Origin of the sequence: Halopiger goleimassiliensis (genome assembly GCF_000455345.1) — an archaeon.
GTDB lineage: Archaea > Halobacteriota > Halobacteria > Halobacteriales > Natrialbaceae > Halopiger_A > Halopiger_A goleimassiliensis.
The window spans coordinates 1,779,441-1,793,488 of sequence record NZ_HG315690.1; the positions used below are offsets into that span (position 1 = coordinate 1,779,441).

Consider the following 14,048-nt stretch of genomic DNA (forward strand, 5'->3'; position numbering starts at 1 on the left):
AACTGTCGGTTGATCGATCACGTTCGCGATTCGCTTCCCACGAGCAGGTGGGTCACCCACGATCGGTCTCGAGCACGGTCAGATACCCGACGTAGACGACTGCCGCGACCACGAGGGCGACGGCGAAGACGGTCACGCCCGCATACCCCTCGAGTGCGACGGCAGGATTCTCGCTGAGGTACGCGCCGCCCTCGACGGCCAGCACGAACAGGCCGCCGTAGACCGTCGCCAGCACCAGCCCCCGGGCGATGGTTAGCACCGATAGCCGGCCGCGCTGGAGCAACTCGAGGACGAACAGTGCCGCGACCGCGAGCCCGTAGAACGGCGTCGGAACCGCCTGGCCGAGCTGTCGAGCCCCCTGAATCGCCTCGAGACCGTAGTACGCGAGCGCCAGCAACACGGCCCCGATCAGCGTCAACGTGATCCCGTAGCCGGTGGTGGCCTCGGTGCCGGGGACGGCGTCGCCCAACCCCGAATCGGGGTCGTCACCTGACGATCCGTCGGCCGGCCGCCGATCGTCCGTTCCCATATCGGACCTCCCCGACGAACCGGGTTAGTTACTGGCCCTGTATTGGGTCCCAGCAGGGTGACCCAACACGACCGTTCGGCCGACGGATATCGACAACCCTTATATGGGGCGTGTGGTACGGTATCGTATGGAGGACATTTTCGTCGCCCGCGTCATGTCGACCGATCTGCAGACGGTCTCCCGCGACGCGCTCGTCGAGGAGACGGCGGAGTTGATGCTCGAGGAAGCGGTCGGTTCGGTGCTCGTCGTCGACGAGGAAAACCGCCTCGAGGGGATCCTGACGTCGACGGACTTCGTCGACATCGTCGCGAAGAGCAACCCGAAGGCCGAGACGACGGTCGAACGCTACATGAGCACGGACGTGGTGACGACCACGGCCCAGGAGAGCATCCGCGACGTCGCCGATACGATGGTAGAAAACGGCTTCAAACACGTCCCCGTCGTCGACGAGGACGAGGGCGTGATCGGCATCGTCACGACGACCGATCTGGCGGCGTACCTCTCGCGGGCGGAGACGCCGAGTCCGGAGACGGTCTGAACAGGTCTCGTCAGGCTCTGCAGCCACGGTAGCCTCGTCGGTCAATCCCCCGAACCGATTCCGTCGCCCGTCCCTTTCTCGTCGGTTCCCGTCATCCAGCGGACGGTCTCGTCGAGTTGGTTGCCCAGCGCACGGGCCTCCGTCGGCGTCAGTTCCAGGTCCGCGTGGCCGCGGGCGTGATCGCCGGCCATGGCGTCGATACTGACGACGATCCGTCCCCCGTCGTCCGCCGGGCGTACGGCTACGTCGGCCCGGTCGGGGTACTCCCGCGGCGGCCCGATCTCCGCGTCCTTCTCGCCCCGAGTCACGCCGATCCGAACCCGATCGGAGTGCTCGAGGTCGAACGAGTCCGTCGGATCGTCGCGCCGGTCGCGGTCGTCCGCCGTCGACGACTCCCGGTCGGCCGTGGTATCGTCACGCATACGCGACGGTTCGACTCCGCGGGTCTTGTGTGTACTGCCGATCCGCGTCCGCCGGGAATCGAAGCCACGGGGTTCCTCATATCAACGCTGTCGTCGTTCACGCGGAGGGTCACGGGGCTCCGGTCCGACGGTCCGCCCAGAGATGGTCGATCAGCCGCCCACCCCCTCCTCCGCACCTGGCGGACCGACGATAGCCTCGCTCGACAGCGGGGAGTCCACGGGCCGCATCGTCGTGACGACCGACGGCATCGCCGCCACTCTCGAAGACAACTACGGCGTCGTCCTCGATCGAGCGGTGCTCGAGGACCTGCTGCTGGAACTCGAGCGCCGCGGCTACCTCGAGTGGGTTACCGTCACCCGTAACGGCGACTACGTCTGGGACCTGACGGACGCTCCCGACCGGATCGCCGACGCCGTCGCCCCGGTGATCGTCGAGGCGATCGCCGCGTGGATCGGCGAGGGGGACGACGGGAGTACTGGCGACAACTGACCGGCCTCGCGAGGCCATACGGTGTTTCGTGGCTGGAGCGAACGACGCTCTCGCGTGGTCGAACGATGGTAACCTGAGACCGGCCGGTCGATAACGTTGTCATTTTTTATGAACGGGGACGAAACCGTCCCGTATGGTCGTCACCACCGACGAGATCGAGACCGTCGCCGTGATCGGAGCCGGACAGATGGGTCGCGGGATCGCCGCCGTCGCCGCACTCGCCGGCTACGAAACGTACGTCAACGACATCGACGAGGACCAACTCGAGGAGGCCCGCGAGGAGGTCGAGTGGTCCTACGAGAAGACCATCGAGAAAGGGGGCGCGTCCGAGGACGACGTCGAGGCCGCGCTCGATCGGCTGACGTTCACCACCGACCAGGAGGAGGCCGTCTCCGGCGCGGAGTTCGTCACCGAGGCCGCGGTCGAACAGCAGTCGGTCAAGGAGGACATCTTCCAGGACCTGGACGACATCGCCCCCGAGGACGCCATCCTCGCGACGAACACGTCGGGGCTGAACATCACTCAACTCGCTGAGTCGACCGATCGCCCCGAGCAGGTGCTTGGCACCCACTGGTTCAACCCGCCGATGCTGATGGACCTCGTCGAGGTCATCATGACAGAGTACACGCCCGACGGGGTCGCCGACACCGCCGAGGAACTCGTCGAGTCCTTCGGCAAGACGCCCATCCGGTGCAAGATGGACATTCCCTCGTTCATCGTCAACCGGCTCATGCGTCCCTACGGCGAGGGTCCCGCCTGGATGGTTTATCGGGGCGAACACTCCATCGAAGAGATCGACTCCGCGATGAAGTACCAGGAAGGGTTCCCGATGGGGCCGTTCGAACTCGCCGACTTCACCGGCGGCATCCAGCTACGCGTGGAGGGTGAGGAGGACCACCTCGAGGACGACCGGCCGATGGCCTACGACACTGAGGTCTGTCCGATCGTCAAGGATCTCTACGAGAAGGGCCGCTACGGCCGGAAAGCCGACGCCGGCTACTACGACTACAGCGACCAGGACGAACCCACCGTTCCCGTCGATGCCGGCTACGGCTTCGATCCGCTGCTCGTCTGGGCACCCATCGTCAACGAGGCCGCCAAGATGGTCCAGAACGACGTCGCTACCGTCGAGGACGTCGACACCGGCGCGAAACTCGGCGGCAACTGGCCGATGGGGCCACTCGAGAAGTGCGACGAGGTCGGTGCCGACGTGATTCTCCAGAAGCTGACCGAAGTGGCGAGTCGCCACGAAGACACGGACAAACTCGCCGAGACGCTGCCGTGTGACCTGCTCGTCGAGAAGGCCAAGAACGGCGAGACGTTCTACTGAAATCGGTCGTTTTCGGTTTTCGATTTGGTTTTTGGGACGGTACGGACCCCTTCTCGAGCGGTAGCTGCGGGGAATGCCGGCACCTCGAAAGCCCCTGCCACGCTCCGGTCGCGGGACTCGCTGCGGTCCTCACTGCGTTGCGGTCCTTGCGTCGTCCGGCTTCCCGGAGCGCGACAGCCCCTTTCAGTCCCACCCAGTCGCGGTTGCCCGGGTAGCCTATCGCCGGCGGCCCGATCGGTCGGGAACTCGAGAAGACTTTTGCCCGGCCGGCCTCACGGTTCCGCCATGAGTTCTCGAGGCACTACCGAGGGTATCTTCATCGCGCCGGACTCCGGCGACACGATGGAGTCGGTCGACAGCGTCGAAGCGGTCGCCGGTCGCGGCCTCCGTGGCGATCGCTACTTCCGCGAGCAGGGCCTGTACGACCGTCGCGACGACCTTCCGGACTCCACGGACGTCACGCTGATCGAAGTCGAGGCGCTCGAGGCGGCCCGGCGCGAGTACGACCTCGAGATCCGGCCGCGGGAGACCCGGCGGAACGTGCTGACTCGAGGGGTTCCGTTGAACCACCTCGTCGATCGCGAGTTCACGGTCGGGGAGGCGACCCTCGTCGGGGAGCGACTGTGCGAGCCCTGCAGCTACATGGAGTCGCTCGCCGAGCGGGAGGGCGCTGCCGAGGCGCTGGTACACAGGGGCGGGTTGAACGCGAACGTCCTCGAGTCGGGGACGATCGCGGTCGGAGACGGGGTCGAGATCGCTCCGTCGAACGGTTCGTCGAACGCGAGCGGACGACCGACCGACACAAGCGAGTAGCCGACCGACGCGTCGATCCCGCGGTCGCGCGTCGACCTGGCTTACTTGTGCTACCCGCGTGTGAGGGCCGGATATGGATCCCGTGGGTGCGGAGGGATACTGGCTCGTCCGGTGGCTGTTCCAGCGCGGACTCGCGATCGTCTACCTGCTGGCGTTTCTCGTCGCCGCGAACCAGTTCCGGCCGCTGGCCGGGAAGGACGGCCTCCTGCCCATCGACGACTACGTCGCGGCCAGCGCGTTCAGGGAGCGCCCGAGCCTGTTCTACCTGCTGCCCGACGACCGCGTCATCGGGCTCGCGGCGTGGGCCGGCGTCGCCCTCTCGATCGCGGCACTGGTCGGCGTTCCGTACTGGCTGCCCACCCCCTACGCCGTTCCCGCGTCGATCCTGCTGTGGGCGACGATGTGGGGGCTGTACCTCTCGTTCGTGAACGCCGGCCAGCTGTTCTACGGCTACGGCTGGGAGTCGATGCTGCTCGAGACCGGTTTTCTGGCGATCTTCCTCGGTGCCGGACCCGCGGAACCGCCGATGATCGTCATCTGGCTGCTGCAGTGGGTCCTGTTTCGCAACATGTTCGGCGCTGGCCTCATCAAGATCCGCGGTGACGACTGCTGGCGCGACCTCACGTGCCTGGATTACCACTACGAGACCCAGCCGATACCGAACCCGCTGAGCTGGTTCGCCCACCACCTCCCCGACCGCTTTCACCGCCTCGAGGTGCTGGGCAACCACGTCGTCGAACTGGCGATCCCGTTTCTCTACTTCGCGCCCCAACCGTACGCGGCAGTTGGCGGCGTCGCCACGATCGGCTTCCAGCTCTGGCTCATGCTCACCGGGAACTTCGCCTTCCTGAACGCGCTAACGATCGTCCAGGCGATCGCCACGTTCGGCGACGGAGTGCTGACGGGCGTTCCTGGTGTCTCGAGCCCCGTCACCGCGCCCACGCCGACCTACCTCGAGGTGGTCGCGCTGGCGGTGGCCGCGCTGGTCGCGGTCCGGAGCGTCCGGCCGGTGGCGAACATGCTCTCCCAACGACAGGTGATGAACACCGCCTACGATCCGCTCCACCTGGTCAACAGCTACGGCGCGTTCGGCTCGATCACCAGCACCCGCTACCAGCTCGTCGTCGAGGGGACCCGTGCATCCGACCCGGACGAGGACGACTGGACGGCCTACGAGTTCGAGGGCCAGCCCACCGACCCAAACGAGCGGCCGTCCCAGTGGGCACCGTACCACCTCCGGCTGGACTGGCAGCTGTGGTTCGCCGCGATGCGACCCCGCCCGGGCCCTCGCCAGCGGTGGCTGCTGTCGTTTCTCGAGTCCCTGCTCGAGGGCGACGAGGCGACGCTGTCGCTGCTCGAGGACGATCCGTTCCACGGGACGCCGCCCGAGCGGGTTCGGGTAGTGCGCTACCGCTACCGGTTCACCACGCCCGCGGAGCGCGCCGAGACCGGCGACTGGTGGGTTCGCACGCGCCTTGGAACGTACGTCGAGTCCACCACCCTGGCGGAGGTACGCGGCCGACGACCGATGCGGCTCGGCCCGCGACGCTGACGGCACCGTCAGGACCGCGGCAGTCCGGGCTCGAGCGGACGAAGGAGCCTTCCGTTCCCGCGACGACGTGCCTCCATGGCCCGACGCCAGGGCTGGCAACGCCCCGAGCGGTTCGTCCAACTGATCGTCGCCGGCGGTCTCGCGCTCGTCGCCGGGCTCTGGCTGGTGACTCTCTCCGCGGCACCGTCGACGCCGTGGCTCGTCGGCGTCGGTCTGGTTCTGGTCGGCACCACGGGGCTCGCGGGCGGAATCTGGACGGAACTCGAGTACTGAGGCCGGAAAACCCGACGGGTGGAACGACCCTAGTCGTCCCCCGGACTTGGCGACGGGGCGGCCGGTCACCGTCACCCGATCGCCCGCTCGTTCGGTACCCTCGCGATCGGAATTCTCGCGCTCTCGCCGTCGGTCTCGTGGCGAAACTCGATGTGTGGCTCTCGATCGGCGCTGGATCGTCGTCGGAATCCTGGCGGCCGTCGGCTGGTACGTCCGACGAACTCCATTCGCGCCACTCGAGGATTTGCTCGCGGCGCAAAAATCATGGACTCGCCGGGAACCAGAATATTCGCCCGACGGCGTAGGGTTCCGAGTGTTTCAGCGATCATCGTTCACACCCCCTCCAGGAACTTGCGCCGCTGCTCCATTTTCTCGTCCGGGCGGCGGGCATCGTAGTGCTGATACAGCACCTCGAGCGACACGTCCATCCGGTCGGACACGATCTCCGGCGGTACGTCCTCGAGCAGGTGGCCGGTGATCGCTCCGCGCCGTATAGCGTGCGGTGAGCGGGTGGACGGACACTTTGACGGAACGTTCGCCGCACCGACAGCCTCGCACGTCTCCGGTTCACGGTCGTGCGGGCAATCCTCGACGAGACACGGCTGGCAGCACCGATATACCGTATCCCGAATCGTTCCGCCGCAAATTCGACCTTCTCGAGTCGTCAGCAGCGGTTCTCGCCCGTGTTCGTCGGTCTGATCGATCCGGTTCACCTCGATGTACTCGGAGACGATGCTGTACCACTCCGGGCCGAGATAGACCCATCGTTCGCTCCGCTCCTTGTTTTTCAGCGGCGTCCCGGTCTCAGGACGGTGTTTCAGGTAAATCGCGAAATGCTCGCCTTCGAGGTCGCACAGGTCGATCGACCGGAGCGCCGACAGACGCATCCCCGTCCGCCAGAGGATCGCCATGATGACGTGATCCCGGCTCGCGTACTCGTACCGATCCAGATACTCGAGGATCTTTTCGGCGCGGGACCGCTCGAGCTTGATGCTCCGGGATTCGGACCCGTCGGGCACCTCCGGCGCGTGGACCTTCTCGTTCAGTCCCTCCGGGACGGCCTCGATGTCAGCGGCCCACGCCAGGAACTCACGGATCGCGCTCAGGTTCTTCTGTAGGGTGATCGGCTTCACCTTCTCGCGACGGTGGGCGACGAACAGGGCCAAGTCCCGGCCCGTCAGGTCGTTCAGGTTGTCGATGTCGTTGTCCGCGCACCACGCCGTGAACTGCTCGAGCGTCGTCTGGTTGTTGTAGTACGTCGACTCGGCGACGCTCGGCTTTCGATGCGCCAGGAACGCCTCGACCCCTTCTTGCGGCGTCATCGGCTCGAGTTCGTCGCTCATCGTTCACCTCGCGCGTCGGCGTCGCGCTCTCGCGTACTCTCGTAGTGGGCGGCGAGCTTCGCAGCGCACGCCTCGCAGACGTACCCCTCCGGCGTGATCGTCTCGGCCGGTTCGTCGCACCGCGGCGTGTCGCAGGTTCCGGTGTGAGCCGGTTCGGTACTCATCGGCCCACCTCCAGCGTGTCAACGGAATGGTTGGATTCGGTACTCTTACCGTGGTGAAGCGTGCATTCGCGCATGGTCTCAGTGTTCTGGGACCGCGGACGAACCGCGCACGCTCCCTGCTCCAACAAGTAGCGTGCGCGGTAGCTGTCCGTCGGTGAATAGTAGTGATCGAACCAGCCTCTCTTAGTGTTAAGAGGGTCGTTTCCGACACTTTCCGATAGAGGTTCCAACGGCCATATCGTTCGGAAAGCGGTTCTGTGTCGTCTGATTTGTCGCTTCCGAAAGTACGGAAAACACACTCCGAAACCGCGCGCTGCTCAAGGCAGCGAGTGGATTGGAGCGATCGGACCGGAGTTTTATTTCCCGTCCATGTGATCGGTATCATGCTTCCGTACTTCGGATACGGGAGCTTCTCGCGGACCCGGTGCCACCAACACCGGCCCGCTACTCATCAGGACCTACGACAGTCAGGTCCGCGTGTAGCTTCCGTGGTAACCCTATCTGTTGCATCCAGCATAAGGGTAACCCTATCTGTTGTACTTTGCAACAAACAGTATTACCCATCAATCTCTTGATTATATGGTACCGGATTAGAAACACGGTACTGTGCAACCGAGTTGGTGGAGTGAATATGACGAACCTATCTTGGAGATTCTACACGAGAGTGGCAAGGCTCTTCCTCCTCGTGTTATCCATTTCAATCTCGAATACGAGAATCGTGCATCACCTCATCGATCAACAGTAAAACGGAGGCTAAACCGGCTCTGCGATCACGGGCTTACTGAGAAAGTGGACGATTCTGGATACTATATTATAACTGACACAGGGGAACGATTTCTCGAGGGCGAATTAGATGCTGAGTCCATAGAGAAGGACTAACGCACCACTTTTCCAACCTCTCGCTACGTAGATTTATTAACCGATTCTTGGACGTCTCGCCTGTTGCAGTATGGCAACGAGTTCACTTCCGGGGGCGGGAGCCCTCAACCGAGAGGACGGAATCGACGTGATCGACAGCGTGCTCGCACCGCTGTTCGTTCTCGCGACTATTTCGATGACCGGGCTGTTCGTACTCGAGACGGGCACGTTCCCGTTCGACTGGGGCTTCAACGACGTGATCTACAGCGCCTACGGTAGCGAAATCACCTGGGCGTTCACGATCACGATGGTGACGATCTTCGTCGCCTGGATCTCCAACGGCATCACCGAGTGGGACGACCTGAACGATCTCGAATCGGTGACGGTGCTGCTGATGGTGATTCTGAACCTGCTGATCGCGCTGGTGCCGGCGGTCAACGAGACGGTGACTCAGTTCTGGTGGGTCGGATCGTTCATGGTGATCCTGAACGCGGCCGGATTCTGGGTGCTGGCGTACAAATAACGGAGGTTTCGACACATGGCTCTTACACCAACCCAACAGTGGATCATCGGCCTGGTCGGTGGGGTACTGCTCGGAATCGCGCTCGCCTACCTGGGGGTGATCTGAGTGTCGGCGACTGACTCCGGTAGCCAACAGCCCACAGCCCACGAGGTGGAGCCGGGCTGCTCGCTGGCGATGAACCGCCGGCAGTTCGGCAAGCTCGCGGCAGCGTCGATCGCGACGGCGGCGACCGCCGGAACAGCCAGCGCCCAGGACGACGAGGACGACCCGACGGGTCCGTGGGAGACGACGTACAACGTCGCTGTCGCAGTGAAAGACGTGATGGTGATGCCGGTCAACCAAACGCTGAGCGCTATCTTCGGTGATCGGAAGGACTACGAACACTACACCGGAGAGGGCGCGCTTCGGAAGGCGATTCACACGGGTTCGCAGGATCTCCGCATCGGCTTCCGTGATCTCATCTCGACCTACGAGAACGACGTGGCGTTTCTGCAGAACGTGCTGGTTCCGAAGGGTATGGCCCAGATTGCCGAGGCGATCGGCAACGACGAGAACCAAGAGGCGGCCGAGCAGGCCCGCGACGAAGCCCTCGAAGAACACTGCGCGCTGCTCCAGGAGGACATCCTCCGTAGCTGTCAGCGTCACGTCAACCAGTGGATTCACTACTACGAGCAACTGCTGACTCACGACAACACCGATCCCGGACAGGTCCTCTGGGCTTGTCGGGACACGAAGGAGGACTTCGCGGCGGCGATCGAGGCCGGTGAAGAACCTGAGTGGTATCACGACGGCCTTGAAAACCCGGTCGACTGGTACGAGATCGAGGTGGAATTAATCGATGGGTCCACGACGATCTTCGAGGCTCCAGAGATTCCGATCTCGAACTGGACGAACGACGTATCTGCGTACCCGGATTTCGTCGCGCAGAACGCTGTAAACGGGATGCCGAGTGATTTGTCCCCGCACAACCTTCTCGGTGCGTTCCCGAACGACGCCGATGGGAACCCGATCCACGAGGAGGAGGGAACTGACCGGGTGGACGTCGTATCGACTGACCAGATTGCTGTGAACGTCTTCCGGTACGATGACGCGTTAGACGCGCTATCCACGCAGTTCGCGGATGCCTACGGAGAACTTCAAGGTACGATCGACCAAGCGTATTCGTACTACGATCCGTCCGACATCGACACCGAGGACGTGCTGGACCCGACGACGGCGTACCTCGAGTTCCGCAACGAGATCGACGACGAGGCGTTCCAGGGCGCGATGGCGGCCTCGATGCTCGGGATTCCGCGCACGGACGAGCCGATGGACGTGCGCCTCGAGGACGAGGATCTCGAGGTAGAGGGGTCGATCTACACGACCGACACGCCCGGCGAAGACGGCTTTAGCGTCGGCGAAACCTACGACCCGGACGACCTCTCGGGGACCGTCACACTGCGCTACACGTTCCTCAACGAGGACGGCGAACAGGAGACAGACTTCCATCAACTCCAACAGCCGTTCACGATTCTCGAGGCGACCGACGCCGACGGGGAGCCTGTCGAGAACGTCGACGCCGAGGAGTCCGTCCAGTACGACCCCGCCCAGATCGAGGAGATGATGGACCAACTCGAGCAGATCCGGCAGGAACAGAACGACCTAATCGAGGAAGCCGAAGAACCCGGTGGCTGGAACATCGGCCTGCCCGGCAATCCGCTTTCAGGGATCGGACAGGGCGTGCAACTGCTCGGCTTCGGCATCATCGGTGTCGTCGTACTCGGTGCCGTCGGCTGGGTGACTGACCTGCTCCCGTTCGGAGGCGACTGATACCATGACTCGATTTTCGCGTTTGCTTACGGTTGCAGCCGTGGCCGTCGCGCTCGCGATGAGCATGGGCGTGATGGGCGCGGTCGCCGCACAGGACTCGAGCAACGAGACGGCGATCAACGCGTCGGAGATAGACCAGTCGATCGACTCGCAGACGCACATCATGGACTGGTCGTTTTCGGACGGCCAGTTCCGCGTCGAGTTCTACGCAGAGGAGGCGACCCAAGTCTCAATCGCCGAATCAGGCGATTTCGAGGAGGGTTCCGGGGAGTTCGCGTACTATATGCGACGGCTTCCCGCCGGGGAATCGGTCGAGACGTTCAGAGTCGTCCACGACGACGGCGGCGCAGCCCTGTCGTTCGCGACGCCGCTCGCGCAGCAAGAGCAGCGCGGCGCGTACATCTCCACCGGCCAACGGGCAGAGGACCCGTTCCGCCACTTCGGCGGCACGAGCGGGCTGTTCAGCGGCATCGCGATGACGGTCGCACTGGCCGCTCTGGGCGCGTTTATCGTCATCCGACAGGAAGAAAGCGGGGTGGTTGAGGCGTGACCGAGACGAGTACGACGTTCGGCGACTGGCGCGATCGCGTGACCTACGTCGTCGCGAACGCCCAGCTCGTCGTACTCGGTCTGCTTGTCTCGGTCGGCGCGGCGATCGTCTGGTTCCGCCCGTCGCTGCCGGGCATTCCGCCGATCGTTTTCGGCTGGCTCGCGGCGCTGACGCTCCTGGGGCCGCCGTTGCTCGCGCTGTTTGTGCAGGGCGTCAGGAAGCTCCGAGAGCGGCGCATGGAGACGGTTTTCCACATCAACGCTGCCCAGGACGTTCGAGAGAAATACTACGTCGAGCCGGCTGTGTGGGACGAGAAAGAGACGATGGGGCCGTCTCCGTACTGGTGTGACGAGAGTGAGTGCTGGGAGGTACGCGAGTTCGAATGGGACGAGGACCTGGGCCAACTCCGGGTCCGAGGCGCGCACATGTCCCAAATGCAGGATTCGGCACTTGTGACGTTCAAAACGCTGGTTCACGACCTACATGAGAAGTTCGCGAAGAAGTGGGTCGAGTTCAATCACGCTCGCGCACGCGAGACACGACGCGGCCTCGAGCAGCAGGAGGCGGTGGTCAACGCGCAGGCAGAGGCGACTGAGCGGGGCCTGATGGAGCCGCGCGGGATCGTCGCCGAATCGTGGGAAGAATCCCTCGAGGACCTGCGTGAAGACGACGACGCCCTGGAAGTCGACTCTCTCGAGACCTACGCGGAGCAGGAGCGAGCGATGTGGTCGCCGGAGCCGATCGGCCCGGAACGACCACCAGAACAGCCTGATGCAGCAACCGACGGAGGTACTGACCGATGACCGACGAACAGGACCTATTCACGGCAGCAGGAGCAGTAGAGTGGCGAGACGGCCATCTGAAGCGCGACAACGACCGCGCTCACAACCACGCGGGGACGATCCGAGACGAGCAGATCGCCCGCGCTATGTCGATCCGGGAGGAGTTTTTCGAACCGGAGTTGTGGGAGCAGCCGGAGGCGGCCCCTGGTCAGGCCAAGGACCTGAAGGGGTATCGTCGTATCCTCCGAATGGAGGGGACAGAGACGTTCACAGAGGCGTTCGACACAGGCGACATGGCGACCCTGAAGCACTTCTTCGGCGACCCGGACCAGCGGGCTGACATCTCCGGAATCAAGGCGATGGAACGGTTCAAGGGCCTGATTCTGGACGGTCCGGCCCCCATCATCTACATCTACGCACCGCCAGGGGCGGGCAAGACGAACCTGGGCGCGTTCCTGTCGCAACTGTGGAAGAACGACCAGCCGTCTGACGCGCTGCTCGCGAGCAACATCAAGACGCTCGAGGAGACCGACGACTGGGTGGACGAGGACGGAAACGTTCGTGACGGCTGGCTGGCGTCCTACGGCGAACTGAAGGAGTGGCTGAAGCAGGACGGCGACGTTCTCGAGGGGAACCCGGTTCCGAAGCTATTCCTGTGGGACGAGGTGTCTTCCGCCGGTTCTGGTGTCGGCGAGCAAGGGTATACGATGCGGACCAAGATGGGGCCGCTACTGTTCAAAATCCGCAAGTACGGCGGCGCTATCATCATCATCGGCCACGATCCGAAGTCGGTCGCGCCGCTGGTGCGCGAGATGGCGACGATCATCAAGAAGGAGGACCTGAAAACGGCACGAGTCGGCGAGACAATCAGCGAGAACGGCGAACTGAGGAACCAGATCGGGAAGCCTCTCGAGGGTATCCCGGCGACGGACTACCGCTACAACGACAAGGAACCGACCTCGTGGAGTTGGCAGGACTCCCGCGACGATCGGGACGGCCTCGAGGAGGAGACGGTGGAGGCGGTCGCGATGTGGAACATCGTGCAGATGCGGGAGCAGGAGAACCCTGTTGCATACCGGGATGTGGCGAAATCGACGCCCTGGGATGCCTCTACCTGCTCGCGACGATACAAGGCCTGGAAGGAGGAGGGGAAGTACGCGGATCAGGTGCAACAGGTAGAATCTGTAATCGCATGACGGCGGCAGGACAACGCGGTGTTGCAGTTGCGACCCCCTCCCCCGTACTATGGGCGAGCGGGACCGAAGGGACCGCTCGCGCGGCCCATCCGCTCGAGGCTCGTCGATACACGGTGAGGAGTTGATATATAACGGCGCGCGAGGCGCGGAAAAGACAGAAATAATACATATTACGGATGCCAAGTCACAAAGCGAACAAGTACGGCACTGCCTGCGAGTACCACCTGGCCGAGAAGTACGGTGTCGAGTTGGAGCGGTCGAGTTGGCACGACGGGGTGAAGAACGGCGTTCCGTGGGAGTTCAAGGCCACGAAACGGACGCACGCGGACGGACAGCCGGGGAACTTCAAGATTTATCGCGAGTATCACGAACGCCTCCAGGAGGCGGGCGGTCACTACGGATTCGCCGTGTATCGGATTCGAGGGCGGGGGTGCGAGGTATTGGCGACGACGACGATCGCGGCCTCGAGGCTCCCGATGGTTCGCTGGCACGGCGGGGGATCTCACCGAGGGACCGAGCAGGCGAAGGTCTCGATCGAGGACGTGTTCTGAACGACCGGCGCGGCCGTCGGGCTGCGCCGCCCCAGCTGGGCCGGACGTGCTGTCGGGCCACTCGTGGAGCTGGGGCCGCGCCGGTCGCGGGGCGGTGCTGAGGGGGGGACCCCGTTTTCGCGCCTGCGGCGCGAAGCGGGGGCGGGGTGTTTTGAGTTCAGTCGCCTTAGCGACACCCCTAACCCCGATTCCAACGCCTGCCGTTGGAATCGGGGCGTGGGTGACGCGAGGCGACCGCGCCGGACGGCAAGGGAGGCGCGGTCGCCTCGCGTCGCACGCGCCGAACCGGGGCTAAAACCGGAAAAGAGTGCCTGAAAAGAGGGCG

17 protein-coding genes are annotated in these 14,048 nt (G+C 64.0%); 13 read left to right on the forward strand and 4 right to left on the reverse strand.

The features are described from left to right. Positions 1 to 52 precede the first annotated feature (52 nt). On the reverse strand, positions 53 to 529 hold the full coding sequence (locus TX79_RS08690) for a hypothetical protein (RefSeq protein WP_049927061.1): 477 nt from the start codon (positions 527 to 529) through the stop codon (positions 53 to 55). Between the two features lie 127 nt (positions 530 to 656). Here TX79_RS08690 and TX79_RS08695 point away from each other — a divergent pair, with 127 nt between their 5' ends. Next, positions 657 to 1,067 (forward strand): CBS domain-containing protein, encoded by a 411-nt coding sequence (locus TX79_RS08695; RefSeq protein ID WP_049927062.1) that lies wholly within the window; start codon positions 657 to 659, stop codon positions 1,065 to 1,067. A 41-nt stretch (positions 1,068 to 1,108) separates the two neighbouring features. On the opposite strand, the gene TX79_RS08700 is transcribed toward TX79_RS08695, so the two are convergent. Beyond that, positions 1,109 to 1,489, reverse strand: coding sequence for a hypothetical protein (locus tag TX79_RS08700; RefSeq protein WP_049927063.1), 381 nt, complete (start codon positions 1,487 to 1,489; stop codon positions 1,109 to 1,111). Positions 1,490 to 1,631: 142 nt separating this feature from the next. Here TX79_RS08700 and TX79_RS08705 point away from each other — a divergent pair, with 142 nt between their 5' ends. From TX79_RS08705 to TX79_RS08725, 5 genes are all read left to right on the forward strand, one after another. Then, positions 1,632 to 1,979, forward strand: coding sequence for a hypothetical protein (locus TX79_RS08705; RefSeq protein WP_049927064.1), 348 nt, complete (start codon positions 1,632 to 1,634; stop codon positions 1,977 to 1,979). A gap of 133 nt (positions 1,980 to 2,112) precedes the next feature. Beyond that, positions 2,113 to 3,309, forward strand: a complete 1,197-nt coding sequence (locus TX79_RS08710; protein WP_049927065.1) for a 3-hydroxyacyl-CoA dehydrogenase — start codon at positions 2,113 to 2,115, stop codon at positions 3,307 to 3,309. Between the two features lie 285 nt (positions 3,310 to 3,594). Continuing rightward, the gene (locus TX79_RS08715) at positions 3,595 to 4,122 is read left to right on the forward strand and encodes an MOSC domain-containing protein (RefSeq protein ID WP_049927066.1); all 528 of its coding nucleotides are present in this window, start codon (positions 3,595 to 3,597) and stop codon (positions 4,120 to 4,122) included. Positions 4,123 to 4,195: 73 nt separating this feature from the next. Beyond that, complete coding sequence (locus TX79_RS08720; RefSeq protein WP_049927067.1) at positions 4,196 to 5,674, forward strand: lipase maturation factor family protein; 1,479 nt, start codon at positions 4,196 to 4,198, stop codon at positions 5,672 to 5,674. Positions 5,675 to 5,749: 75 nt separating this feature from the next. Beyond that, entirely contained in the window at positions 5,750 to 5,947 is a 198-nt protein-coding gene (locus TX79_RS08725; protein WP_049927068.1) for a hypothetical protein, read from the forward strand. Positions 5,948 to 6,279: 332 nt separating this feature from the next. Here TX79_RS08725 and TX79_RS08730 read toward each other — a convergent pair whose 3' ends face one another. Both TX79_RS08730 and TX79_RS19280 read right to left on the reverse strand, forming a co-directional pair. Next, positions 6,280 to 7,290, reverse strand: coding sequence for a tyrosine-type recombinase/integrase (locus TX79_RS08730; protein ID WP_049927069.1), 1,011 nt, complete (start codon positions 7,288 to 7,290; stop codon positions 6,280 to 6,282). Continuing rightward, positions 7,287 to 7,454 carry a hypothetical protein gene (locus TX79_RS19280; RefSeq protein ID WP_154660484.1) on the reverse strand — a complete coding sequence of 56 codons (168 nt, stop codon included), beginning with the start codon at positions 7,452 to 7,454 and terminating at the stop codon, positions 7,287 to 7,289. The genes TX79_RS08730 and TX79_RS19280 overlap by 4 nt, the downstream gene beginning before the upstream one ends. A gap of 606 nt (positions 7,455 to 8,060) precedes the next feature. On the opposite strand from TX79_RS19280, the gene TX79_RS18990 reads away from it, so the two are divergent. The 7 genes from TX79_RS18990 (at position 8,061) to TX79_RS08760 (ending at position 13,723) form a co-directional block, all read left to right on the forward strand. Then, complete coding sequence (locus TX79_RS18990; protein WP_081655519.1) at positions 8,061 to 8,333, forward strand: winged-helix domain-containing protein; 273 nt, start codon at positions 8,061 to 8,063, stop codon at positions 8,331 to 8,333. A 70-nt stretch (positions 8,334 to 8,403) separates the two neighbouring features. Further along, a complete protein-coding gene (locus TX79_RS08735; protein WP_049927070.1) occupies positions 8,404 to 8,835 on the forward strand; it encodes a hypothetical protein in 432 nt (143 codons plus the stop codon). A gap of 105 nt (positions 8,836 to 8,940) precedes the next feature. After that, complete coding sequence (locus TX79_RS08740; protein WP_154660485.1) at positions 8,941 to 10,644, forward strand: hypothetical protein; 1,704 nt, start codon at positions 8,941 to 8,943, stop codon at positions 10,642 to 10,644. A 4-nt stretch (positions 10,645 to 10,648) separates the two neighbouring features. After that, complete coding sequence (locus TX79_RS08745; protein ID WP_154660486.1) at positions 10,649 to 11,194, forward strand: hypothetical protein; 546 nt, start codon at positions 10,649 to 10,651, stop codon at positions 11,192 to 11,194. Further along, a complete protein-coding gene (locus TX79_RS08750; RefSeq protein WP_049927073.1) occupies positions 11,191 to 11,997 on the forward strand; it encodes a hypothetical protein in 807 nt (268 codons plus the stop codon). Before TX79_RS08745 ends, TX79_RS08750 begins: the two co-directional genes overlap by 4 nt. After that, on the forward strand, positions 11,994 to 13,172 hold the full coding sequence (locus TX79_RS08755) for an ATP-binding protein (protein WP_049927074.1): 1,179 nt from the start codon (positions 11,994 to 11,996) through the stop codon (positions 13,170 to 13,172). Before TX79_RS08750 ends, TX79_RS08755 begins: the two co-directional genes overlap by 4 nt. A gap of 176 nt (positions 13,173 to 13,348) precedes the next feature. Next, a complete protein-coding gene (locus TX79_RS08760) occupies positions 13,349 to 13,723 on the forward strand; it encodes a hypothetical protein (RefSeq protein WP_049927075.1) in 375 nt (124 codons plus the stop codon). The last annotated feature ends 325 nt before the right edge of the window (positions 13,724 to 14,048 follow it).

What these genes read in the sequence shown, in the direction of transcription:
- TX79_RS08755 (WP_049927074.1), top strand. Translation starts at nt 11,994, where the DNA reads ATGACCGACGAACAGGACCTATTCACGGCAGCAGGAGCAGTAGAGTGG.
- TX79_RS08745 (WP_154660486.1), top strand. Translation starts at nt 10,649, where the DNA reads ATGACTCGATTTTCGCGTTTGCTTACGGTTGCAGCCGTGGCCGTCGCG.
- TX79_RS08760 (WP_049927075.1), top strand. Translation starts at nt 13,349, where the DNA reads ATGCCAAGTCACAAAGCGAACAAGTACGGCACTGCCTGCGAGTACCAC.
- TX79_RS08710 (WP_049927065.1), top strand. Translation starts at nt 2,113, where the DNA reads ATGGTCGTCACCACCGACGAGATCGAGACCGTCGCCGTGATCGGAGCC.
- TX79_RS08720 (WP_049927067.1), top strand. Translation starts at nt 4,196, where the DNA reads ATGGATCCCGTGGGTGCGGAGGGATACTGGCTCGTCCGGTGGCTGTTC.
- TX79_RS08735 (WP_049927070.1), top strand. Translation starts at nt 8,404, where the DNA reads ATGGCAACGAGTTCACTTCCGGGGGCGGGAGCCCTCAACCGAGAGGAC.
- TX79_RS08695 (WP_049927062.1), top strand. Translation starts at nt 657, where the DNA reads ATGGAGGACATTTTCGTCGCCCGCGTCATGTCGACCGATCTGCAGACG.
- TX79_RS19280 (WP_154660484.1), bottom strand. Translation starts at nt 7,454, where the DNA reads ATGAGTACCGAACCGGCTCACACCGGAACCTGCGACACGCCGCGGTGC.
- TX79_RS08715 (WP_049927066.1), top strand. Translation starts at nt 3,595, where the DNA reads ATGAGTTCTCGAGGCACTACCGAGGGTATCTTCATCGCGCCGGACTCC.
- TX79_RS08690 (WP_049927061.1), bottom strand. Translation starts at nt 529, where the DNA reads ATGGGAACGGACGATCGGCGGCCGGCCGACGGATCGTCAGGTGACGAC.
- TX79_RS08725 (WP_049927068.1), top strand. Translation starts at nt 5,750, where the DNA reads ATGGCCCGACGCCAGGGCTGGCAACGCCCCGAGCGGTTCGTCCAACTG.
- TX79_RS08705 (WP_049927064.1), top strand. Translation starts at nt 1,632, where the DNA reads ATGGTCGATCAGCCGCCCACCCCCTCCTCCGCACCTGGCGGACCGACG.
- TX79_RS08730 (WP_049927069.1), bottom strand. Translation starts at nt 7,290, where the DNA reads ATGAGCGACGAACTCGAGCCGATGACGCCGCAAGAAGGGGTCGAGGCG.
- TX79_RS08700 (WP_049927063.1), bottom strand. Translation starts at nt 1,489, where the DNA reads ATGCGTGACGATACCACGGCCGACCGGGAGTCGTCGACGGCGGACGAC.